Consider the following 6,647-nt stretch of genomic DNA (forward strand, 5'->3'; position numbering starts at 1 on the left):
GCGGCACGCTCGCCGCCGCGAGGGCGGCCCCGGCCCCGGCGCCGAGCCCCAGCCCGGCGCGGCGTAGCCGCCGCTCGTCACCTGGCGCGATGGCGCTGCCAACCGCCAGGCTGGCCGTCGGAACGTGTAACAGCAGATAGAGGGCGATGAATGTGACAAGCTCGGCATAGTCACTCGGGCTCAGCAGCCGCAGCGCGACGATCGAGAAGAGCAGGTTGCCGCCGCCCGCGCCGAGCTGGCCCGCGATAACCATGATCTGCTCGGTCGCGATCCGGCGACGGGGCAGCGAGATGCCGGCGGCGCTGGCGAGCGTGGCGTTCCCGGCGGAGACGGTCATGCGGCCCCCCGGCCGGCCGGCCTGCCCCGGAGCCTGCTCCGGCGTGCCGTCCTGATGAACGCGCCGCGTGGTGGCCCGCTGTACCGCGGCCGGCGCTGGCCGGCCCCATCCTTGGCCATCGATTGCTCCCCCCTGAGAGCGGCGGGCAACAGGGGACGCGGCGTCGCGCGGTGGGGGCGCGTACCAGCAGGGCGGCTCCCCACGCCGCCTCGCGATGCACGCACTCCAGCCCCGTTCCTTGCTCCACGCATCTGTTGCCGGACACTTTTGATCGTCGTGTCGTCGGCGGCGCGAAGGAGATGCTCGCACCGCCTTCGGCTGGTTGCCGGCCGCGGCCGGGGCGCCGCCGGCCCGAAACGGGCGCGGGGCTACCCGCGGGTGAATGGAAATGCCACAGTCAATGCGTGCTCGCCTGCGACGTGTCGCGAAAAAAATCTCCATGCGCGGCCCCGCCACGCCCCGGTCTGTTGGTTTCCCTGCCCCCGGCCCCTTCCCCGCGGCCGGCGGAGATCGACCCGATCACGGGTCTCAACTCTGTCCTCACCGCATTTCCTGGTCATCTCGCCGCGGCAAATTCTCCATGGCCGGCGGGTGGCTAGTTGGTGGCGTTGGCGAGTTTTTCTGATCAATAAGAGCGCCCGGCAATAGGGTGTTCGATCAGGCGCGGCGGCTGGGTGGATGGATCGCGAGGCGGCGGCGGAAGGCGTCCCGCGCTGGGCGTGGACCGACGGCAACGTGGCAGGGCGCGGCCTGGGCGGCGCAAGCCGGACAGCTCCATTGCCGGAGCCGCTAAAATGTGGCCGGCTGACTGGCGGGAGCGATGGGCTCCCGCCGTATAACGTATGGAAGCGTGAGGGCGTGCGAATCGCCTACCGGGGGATAGCGGATCGCTTACAGGGGGGATGGCTGTCGGCAGCCGCCTGGAGAAATCGGCGGGTACGAGCGGCTGGTGTGTTCCCGCGGTGCCCGCGCGGGTGGCGTGCGGTGGCGGTGATCGGTTTTCCGTGCGGTATCTCCCCGCGACATGCCCGGGGCAGCGGCCGCATTCCTGTTGCCGCCGGGAGCTGAAAGCGGTCCGGATGAACGGAGGAGCATGCGGGCACAGGGGGGCGGGCACGAGATTCGGCACCTCGTGCGCATCATGTTGGCCGCCAGCATGGCGGTGTACGGGCTGGGCGGCTCCGAAGTGGCCCTGCCGCGCTCCGTCTCGCCTCCGCCGCTCCTGGTGTCGGCGAGCGGGACGGCCGACGTTGCCGGCGGCTCCGGGCTGTCCGGCGGTTGGGCCCGGCAGCCGTACAGCACGCTGCGGGCGAATCTTAGCGATCTTGTTCAGCAGGCGGACGCGACGCCGGGAGCCGGCGGCGACCAGCTCAATGTGCCCGGCCTGGCCCGCTGGCGTACGGTCGTGCGGGCCCAGGACGTCGCGGGCCTCGGTCCGTCAGCACAGGCTCGCGCGGCGCTGCTGTTTGCCCTCAGCCAGCTGGGCCGGCCGTATGAGTGGGGGGCGCAAGGCCCGGATTCGTATGACTGTTCCGGGCTCACCCAGCGGGCGTTCGCGACCGCGGGGATCCTTATCCCCCGGGTCGCCGCGGACCAGGCCCGGGTCGGCCAGGCCGTCCGGCTGGCTGAGCTGCTACCCGGCGATCTTGTTTTTTACGCCTACGACACCGCTGATCCGGCAACGATCCATCATGTCGCGATGTACGTCGGTGGCGGCCTGGTGATCCATGCGCCGCAGACCGGAGACGTGGTCCGCATCACACCGCTGTGGCTCGACGGCTATATCGGCGCGGTCCGGCTCTCGCGGGCCATCCGCGGTACGGGGATAACCACGGTCGGCCCGTTCACGGTGCCGCCGCCGCCCGCCGGCGGCGCGGCGGTGGATCCGCTGGTGATCCCACCGCTGCGCAAGGACCCCGGCGGCGGTGTTGTCGCGGGTGAGCCGCCAACCGTCGCACCGGCGGTAGGACAGGCCGGTCTCGCCGCTGGCTTGCCCACCGAGCCGATGTCCACCGAGCCGATGCCCACCGGCCCCACCCCCGCCCTGATGCCCACCCCAGGCGGCTCGGCCGACCCGACGCCGACACCAGGTGACCTCCCGCAGCCACGTGTGGCACCGAGCCCCAGCGGACCCGCATCGGCCGCACCCGAGCCTGGGCCCACCGCGGCCACGGTGTCCACCGTGCCGGCTGCCGCCCCGTCGCCTGCCGCGTCACCTGCCGTCACCCAGCCGGCGTCCGCGGCTTCGCCGGCACCGGCCGCGACCGGGCAGCCGACCGTTTCGCCATCCCCTTCTCCGTCACCAGCGGGCAGCGGACCGCCTGCCAGCACGCCGGTGCCGACCACGGCGACCACGGCGACACCACCATCGGCCGCTCCTTCCGCGGCGGCCACCACCCAGGCGCCGGTGACCGCTGGGTGAACAGCCCCACGCGCTGGAAGCGGTGGAAGGCGCGGGTTTCTGGCTGAGCAAACTGCCGTCGGCGGCCAGCGCGCCGCCGGCTCGGATCGGGGGCGGACAATGAACGTGAGTCGACCGGTGAGGCCGTGTGGGGAATGCGGCCATGAGTGGCGGCTGCATCGCCGTGGCGAGTTGCTCGTCTGCTGTGACGTGATGCGCTGCCGGTGCCGGCTGCTGGTCGGCGACTATGCGGGCCAGCTTGCTCTCGGGCCGTATGAGTCGGTGCCGTGCGCGGTTGGCTGCGGCCGCGTCGCCCAGCGTGGGGATATTCGCTGCCGGCGTTGCCGGGGGGCGCTTCGCCGCCATCCGCCCGCGGTGCCGCCCCAGACGGACGACCAGCATCCGGGATGGCGGCCCGCGGCCGTGTGACAGCGGCGTTCGGCTGGTGTTGTTTGCGGCGCGGCCGGCAACAGGGGACGCGGCGTCGCGGGGCTGGGGCGCGTACCCCAGCCCCGCTCCTTGGTCCACGCCTCTGTTGCCGGGCGCTCCTGGGTGGCTCTTGCCGGGCGCTCGGTGGGCGTGGACCGACCGGGCTGATCGAGGCGGGCCGCGGCCCGGAATGCGGTCCCGCCCTGAACGTGTATTCATTCACTGTAACGCATCGTAGTGTTTCGCTTGATTTCCACCCGGAGTTTCGGATACGGACACCATGCCCGGAGCAAACAGCCATGCAACCGCAACTCTGCCGTTTCTTGGCAGTCACGACCAGGAAACTGGCTGGGTAGAGCCTGGCTGAGAATTCTGCTGATGAGTGTGTCCAATGTTGGGATCCACGGGGGAGGGGGCGGGCGGATCAGACCGCACCGCGGCCGGCGGCCGGTCGTGCTGCCATGCGCTGTCAGGGCCGCCGAATTTTTGCCATAGCTCTGGTGGCCTGTCGGCGAGTTTGTTTCCGGCCTCCGTCGGTTCTCCTGGTAAGGGAGCTCAATGCGTCTCGACATCATTATTCCCGCGCATAACGAGGAGCATCGGATCGGTCGCACGCTCGACAGCTATCTGCGTGCGCTCGACGCGCCGGGCTTTCATTTTTTCGTGGCGCTGGATCATTGCACCGATGGTACCGCGGCAATCGTCCGGAGCTATCAGGCCGTCGATGACAGGCTGCGGATGTATCGCTACCCGAAGCTTGGCAAGGGCGGCGTGATAACGGAGACGCTCCGGCGGGCCGACGCGGGACTCGTCGCCTTTGTCGACGCTGATCGCGCCACCCCGCCGGGTGAGCTGCTGAGGCTCGCGACGGTCGCCCAGGACGTCGGCGCGGCGGTGGCCAGCCGGTGGCATCCGGCTTCGCTGCTGCCCGTGGCCCGTCCGTTGCGGCGCCGCGCGGCAAGTGCTGGATTCGCGATGCTGGTTCGGCTGATGTTCAAACTGCCTTACTGCGATACGCAGTGCGGCGCCAAGGTGTTTCGGCGGGACGTCCTGGACCAGGTCACGCCGTATCTGTCCGCCCGCGACTTCCTCTTCGACGTCGACCTGCTGGTCGTCGCCCGCGCCCTGGGGTGCGAGGTGGCGGAGGTGCCCACGGTCTGGATCGACCAGCAGGGCTCGCGGCTGGACCTGCTCGCGGACAGCCGGCGGATGGCCGTCTCCCTGTTACGCCTGTGGCTGCGGCATCGGATGCTGCCGGTCCCGGCACCCGCCCGCGGCGAACCAGCGGTTGCCTCGGCGTTGCTCGCGGCAGGCCGGCGAGCTGTCGATGTCGCGGCCTGACGTCGCGCTCGTCGCGCCTTATCCACCGCGCGGCGCGAAGCACGCCGGGACGAGCGGCGTCGCCTCCTACGCGGCGAACCTCGCGACCTCACTGGTTGACGCGGGCGCGACGGTCGCGGTGGTCGCGCCCAAGATCAACGTTCGTGAATCGGCCGCGGTGCCCCCGAGCGACGAGCCAATCCCCACCGTGCATCGAGCCTTTGGCAACCGGCCGTGGTCGCTGCTGGCCGCATGGCGTTCGGCCCGCGAGACCGGGGCTCCGATCATCCACCTGCAGCACGAGCTGTTCCTCTACGGCGGGGCCGCGGCACTGCCGTCACTGGTGACGGCGCTGTCCGCCCGGCGGCGTGGCCGCCCCGCGGTCGTCGTCACCATGCACCAGGTTGTGTCACCCCAGGACGTCACCGCGGAGTACACGCGGATGCACCGGGTGGCCGTACCGGCGGCGGTGGCGCGCGGCGGGCTTGCCGGCCTGCAGCGGGTGGTGAGCGGGCTCGCCGACGCGGTCGTGGTCCATGAGCGTGCGTTCACCGATGTCGTGCCGTCCGCCGTGCTCATTCCGCACGGGATCGAGGATCTTGTCACCCCGGACCGCGGGGCCAGCCGGCTCGCGCTCGGCCTGGACGGTCGGCTGACCGTTCTCTGTTTCGGTTTCGTGGCGCCCTACAAGGGCCTCGAGCTGGCCTGCGAGGCGGCTGTACTGGCTGGCGGCACCGTCCAGCTCGTGGTTGCCGGCGGTGACCATCCGCGGATGACCGGGACGCACAGCTACGCGGACGCGCTCCGCGAGCGGTTCGCCGACAAGGTGCGGTTCGTCGGATATGTGCCAGAAGAGCAGGTCGGTCACTGGTTCGGCGCTGCCGACCTCGCCTTGCTGCCGTATCCGAAGCCGCATGCGAGCAGCGGCGTGCTGGCGCTGGCTTTCGGTTACGGAACCCCGGTGCTGCTGTCGCGGGCGCTCGCGGACTGCGTCGGTGCCCCACCGTTGATGACCATACCGGGAACACCGGCGGAGCTCGCCGAACGGCTGCGCGAGCTTGCGCGGGACCACGCTCGGCTCGACCGGATCCGCGCGGCGAACGCGTTCCTCGCCGACGGCAGGTCCTGGCCCACGGTGGCCGGCCGCCATCTCGACCTCTACGAGGAGGTGACCGGTGGCAAGGGTGCTGTTGGCCGGCGCGTTCGGACAGCGTAATCCGGGCGACGAAGCGCTGCTGGAGGCGTTTCTGCGGGCGCTGCCCGGCTGCGACTTCGTGGTCACCACGGCGCGTCCGGGATGGACGGAGCACACCTATGGATGTGACGCCGTCGACAGCGATGATCCGTGGGCGGTCGCCCAGGCTCTGCTGAGCGCGGATGTGGTCGTCCTCGGTGGCGGCACCATCTTCAAGACCCTGCACCCGAGCGCCGGCCGTGCGGCGCGTTCGTTGTTGGTGCGTTCACTTGCGTTGGTCACCTCGGCACGGACGCTCGGACGCAGGGTCGCCGCGGTCGGTGTCGGCGCCGGTCTCCTGGCCGACCCGCTTTCGCGACGGCTTGCGCGGGAGCTGGTCCGCCGTATCGATCTCCTCGTGCTGCGCGACGAGGAGTCAGCTCACCTGCTGCGCGGCTGCGGCGCCCCGACACCGTTCCGGGTCGGTTCGGACCCCGCGTGGACGCTGTTGAACCCACCGCTGAACCCACCGCCGCACACCGGCGGCCGGTACCGCGACCGGGAGAATACCGTCCTGGTCGCGCTGAGCCATCTGGCAGCCACCGGCAAGGAGCTCTCGCTGTTGCTCGACCGGCTCGCGGAGGCTCTCGCCGAGCAGAGCGCGAACGGGCTGCGGGTGCTCCTTCAGCCGTGGCAGGTCGGTAGCACGGGTGCGGACGACCGCGAGATGGCGTCCTATCTGCGGGCCCGGCTTGCGGGCAGCACGGTGCTGGCACCGCCGGCGGACCTGGCCGAGGCACGGGCCAGCGCCGCTTCGGCCAGGTTGCTCGTGGCGATGCGCTTTCATGCGCTGCTCGCCGGTGCCGCCGCCGGGACCCCCGTGGTCGCGGTCGCGCACGAGGCCAAACTCGCCGGCCTCGCCCGCCGGCTCGGCCAGCCCGCCGTCCGGCCGGACGCGCCCGCGGGCGAGCTGGCGGGCGCCATCC

General features: G+C 71.3%; 5 protein-coding genes. 4 read left to right on the forward strand and 1 reads right to left on the reverse strand.

Annotated features, from left to right (window positions below):
* Positions 1-337 (reverse strand): hypothetical protein (locus tag MJ785_RS19265; protein ID WP_239382133.1); only part of this gene is annotated, 337 nt, incomplete at its 3' end.
* Positions 338-1,430: 1,093 nt separating this feature from the next.
* On the opposite strand from MJ785_RS19265, the gene MJ785_RS19270 reads away from it, so the two are divergent.
* The 4 genes from MJ785_RS19270 to MJ785_RS19285 form a co-directional block, all read left to right on the forward strand.
* Entirely contained in the window at positions 1,431-2,759 is a 1,329-nt protein-coding gene (locus tag MJ785_RS19270) for a C40 family peptidase (RefSeq protein ID WP_239382134.1), read from the forward strand.
* Between the two features lie 966 nt (positions 2,760-3,725).
* Positions 3,726-4,508 carry a glycosyltransferase gene (locus tag MJ785_RS19275; protein WP_239377242.1) on the forward strand — a complete coding sequence of 261 codons (783 nt, stop codon included), beginning with the start codon at positions 3,726-3,728 and terminating at the stop codon, positions 4,506-4,508.
* A complete protein-coding gene (locus tag MJ785_RS19280) occupies positions 4,495-5,703 on the forward strand; it encodes a glycosyltransferase (protein ID WP_239313008.1) in 1,209 nt (402 codons plus the stop codon). Before MJ785_RS19275 ends, MJ785_RS19280 begins: the two co-directional genes overlap by 14 nt.
* Positions 5,663-6,647: polysaccharide pyruvyl transferase family protein (locus tag MJ785_RS19285; protein WP_239382135.1), on the forward strand; the 985-nt coding region annotated here is incomplete at its 3' end. The genes MJ785_RS19280 and MJ785_RS19285, both read left to right, overlap by 41 nt.

Origin of the sequence: Protofrankia sp. CiT1, assembly GCF_917627335.1 — a bacterium.
Taxonomy (GTDB): domain Bacteria; phylum Actinomycetota; class Actinomycetes; order Frankiales; family Frankiaceae; genus Protofrankia.